This is a genomic window from Idiomarina sp. UBA4206, assembly GCF_002383015.1.
GTDB lineage: Bacteria > Pseudomonadota > Gammaproteobacteria > Enterobacterales > Alteromonadaceae > Idiomarina > Idiomarina abyssalis.
In genome coordinates this window covers 118,906-121,801 of the sequence record NZ_DFTS01000014.1, presented here as the reverse complement: position 1 = coordinate 121,801, position 2,896 = coordinate 118,906, and the positions used below count along the sequence as shown (strand labels likewise).

5 protein-coding genes are annotated in these 2,896 nt (G+C 48.5%); 4 read left to right on the top strand and 1 reads right to left on the bottom strand.

What is annotated here, in order from left to right:
- The 4 genes from B3180_RS03265 to B3180_RS03250 form a co-directional block, all read left to right on the top strand.
- Positions 1–408: amidohydrolase family protein (locus B3180_RS03265; protein ID WP_286843021.1), on the top strand; the 408-nt coding region annotated here is incomplete at its 5' end.
- Between the two features lie 22 nt (positions 409–430).
- Complete coding sequence (gene ubiG / locus B3180_RS03260) at positions 431–1,135, top strand: bifunctional 2-polyprenyl-6-hydroxyphenol methylase/3-demethylubiquinol 3-O-methyltransferase UbiG (protein ID WP_286843019.1); 705 nt, start codon at positions 431–433, stop codon at positions 1,133–1,135.
- A complete protein-coding gene (locus tag B3180_RS03255; RefSeq protein WP_286843017.1) occupies positions 1,135–1,803 on the top strand; it encodes an HAD-IA family hydrolase in 669 nt (222 codons plus the stop codon). Before ubiG ends, B3180_RS03255 begins: the two co-directional genes overlap by 1 nt.
- 43 nt (positions 1,804–1,846) lie before the next feature.
- Positions 1,847–2,599 carry a YciK family oxidoreductase gene (locus tag B3180_RS03250; RefSeq protein WP_286843043.1) on the top strand — a complete coding sequence of 251 codons (753 nt, stop codon included), beginning with the start codon at positions 1,847–1,849 and terminating at the stop codon, positions 2,597–2,599.
- A gap of 77 nt (positions 2,600–2,676) precedes the next feature.
- Here B3180_RS03250 and B3180_RS03245 read toward each other — a convergent pair.
- A partial coding sequence (locus B3180_RS03245) for a P-loop NTPase (protein WP_286843015.1) occupies positions 2,677–2,896 on the bottom strand: 220 nt, incomplete at its 5' end.

Sequence of the window (2,896 nt, the reverse complement as noted above, 5' to 3'; positions counted from 1 at the left end):
GGCACTGACGGTGCCGCCAGCAATAATGATTTGGATTTATTCAGCGAATTAAAAACCGCCGCATTGCTTGCCAAAGCGGTCGCCGGTGATGCCGCCGCACTTGATGCCCACGCTGCACTGCGTATGGCAACACTCAATGGCGCCAAAGCCTTGGGCATGGAAGAAAAAATCGGCAGCCTTGAAGTGGGTAAATTTGCCGACATGACCGCTATTGATTTAAGCGGGCTCGGAACACAACCTTTATACAATCCTGCATCACAACTGGTGTACACCCATTCCGGTCAAGGGGTAAGCCATGTATGGGTGCAAGGCAAAGCGCTGCTCGTTAATCGCCAATTGCAAACCCTGGATGAGCGCGAAATTTTAGGTAAAGCCAATTGGTGGCGGAAACAAATCGCCACTCACTAAATTTATAAAGCGGAAACATATTATGGCCAATGTCGATACTGCCGAAATTGCAAAATTTGAAGCCCTCGCCAGCCGTTGGTGGGATAAAAATAGCGAATTTAAACCGCTGCACGACATAAACCCATTGCGCGCTAATTTTATTGATGAGCGCTCACCGGTAGCGCAGAAAAAAATTATCGACGTAGGTTGCGGTGGCGGCATTCTGGCTGAATCACTCGCGCAGCGCGGCGCAATAATGACCGGAATCGATATGGGCGAAGCGCCTTTAGCGGTTGCACGCCTGCACGCACTGGAGAGCGGCGTTGAATTGACCTACGAACAAATCACCGCAGAAGATAAAGCCACACAAATGCCTGGCGAATTTGATGTAGTTACCTGTATGGAAATGCTGGAACACGTACCCGATCCCTCATCGGTTGTGCGCGCTTGCGCCGCGTTGGTAAAAGACGGCGGCGATGTATATTTTTCTACTATTAATCGCGGCCCAAAGGCCTATGCTTTTGCGATCCTCGGCGCTGAATATATTTTGAAATTGCTGCCCAAAGGCACGCACGATTACAGTAAATTTATTCGCCCATCGGAATTGGCGCAATGGCTGCGCGCCGCAGGCCTAGAACTGCAAACCATCACTGGCATGACTTACAACCCGCTTACCAAACATTACAAGCTCAACCCCAATGATGTGAGCGTTAATTATCTTTTACATGCAAAAAAGGTCGGCAATTAATGGCTAAACCTATTCGCGCCGTTATGTTTGACTTGGATGGCACCCTACTGGATACCGCGCCCGATTTTGTCGTAGTAGTAAATCAACTACTGAGTGAACAAGCGCGCCCTGCACTCGCAGCAGAAATCATCCGCGCTGGCGTCTCTAACGGCTCAAAAGCATTAATCAAACTCGCGTTTTCGCTCGATGAAAGCCACGAACAATTTGAGCCACTGCGCCAACGCTTATTGGAATTGTATTTAGCGCACATCGCAGTTCACACCGTACTTTTTCCTGGAATTGATAAACTGCTGGGCAAATTAGCCGATCACAATATCGCCTGGGGAATTGCCACTAATAAACCGGCTACCTACACATTACCTTTAATGGCCGCATTGAATATTCAACCTGCGCCACTCAGTGTAATTTGCCCAGACCATGTTGCGCGCAGCAAACCCGATCCAGAATCTTTATTTTTGGCGGGAACACAATTGGGGTGCTTGCCCGAAGAAATTATTTACATCGGCGATCACAAGCGCGATATCGATTGCGGTAAAGGTGCCGGCAGTATCACGATTGCCGCCGCTTATGGTTATGTTGATGCAGGTGATGACCCAGCAAATTGGAATGCCGACTACTGCGTAAACCACGCCGATGAAATTTGGCCCATTATCGAACGACACCTGTAAAACCCTGCGATTTTTAAATCGCCACCTTATTGAAGATAGGCTTATGCAAATACCTTCCGATTACACTATTAAACCCGAAGCACTGAGCGGAAAAATTATTCTTGTCACCGGCGCAGGCGCAGGCATAGGTAAAACTGCCGCAACTACGTTTGCCGCCTGCGGTGCTACGGTAATCCTCTGTGGCCGCACCATGGCAAAACTGGAACAGGTTTACGATGAGATTGAAGCAGCGGGCCACCCGCAACCTGCAATTTTTCCCATCAATTTTGAAAGCGCAGTAGAAAAAGATTACGACGATATGTGCAATGCGCTGGAAGATACATTCGGGCGTTTGGATGGCATTCTATTTAATGCCGCTGACTTGGGCGAACGCACTCCGCTCAGCAATTATTCGGTTAGCGCTTGGCTGCGCTGCATGCAAGTGAATGTAAATTCACCATTTATGATGACTCAGGCTTTGCTGCCACTACTGGAGCGCGCCGAACATGGAAGTATCCTATTCACCAGCTCCAGTGTTGCATTCAAAGGCCGCGCCTTTTGGGGTGCTTATGCGGCATCCAAGGCAGCGCAAGAAAATTTTATGCAGACACTGCATGATGAATTGGAAGGTGCAACCCGCATCCGCGCAAATAGCATTAATCCAGGTGCAACTCGCACGGCGATGCGTGCATCAGCTTATCCTGCGGAAGACCCAGAAACCGTAAAAACGCCAGCAGAATTGATGTCTGCTTATGTCTACCTGTTAAGCGATGACTCTGCCGGCATTAGCGGACAATCGTTTCATTACCAGCAGTAAATTGACATCAATAAAAAAGGAGATCGATTGATCTCCTTTTTTAGTTTTATTGTGTAAGGACAACATATCAACAAGCATTAATCATCTGAAATTTCAATCGTTGGCATAGCTTGGCTGGCATTATGTTGCTGGATATTCGCCACCAGTTTGCGTGCAATTGCACGGTATTTTTGGCTGACCGCTGATTCAGGATCTGCCGCAACAGAAGGTTTTCCCTGGTCCGCGTCGGCGCGAATAGACAAATCTAACGGCAGAGAACCAAGCAATTCAGTTTGATAATCCCGCGCGATACGCTCG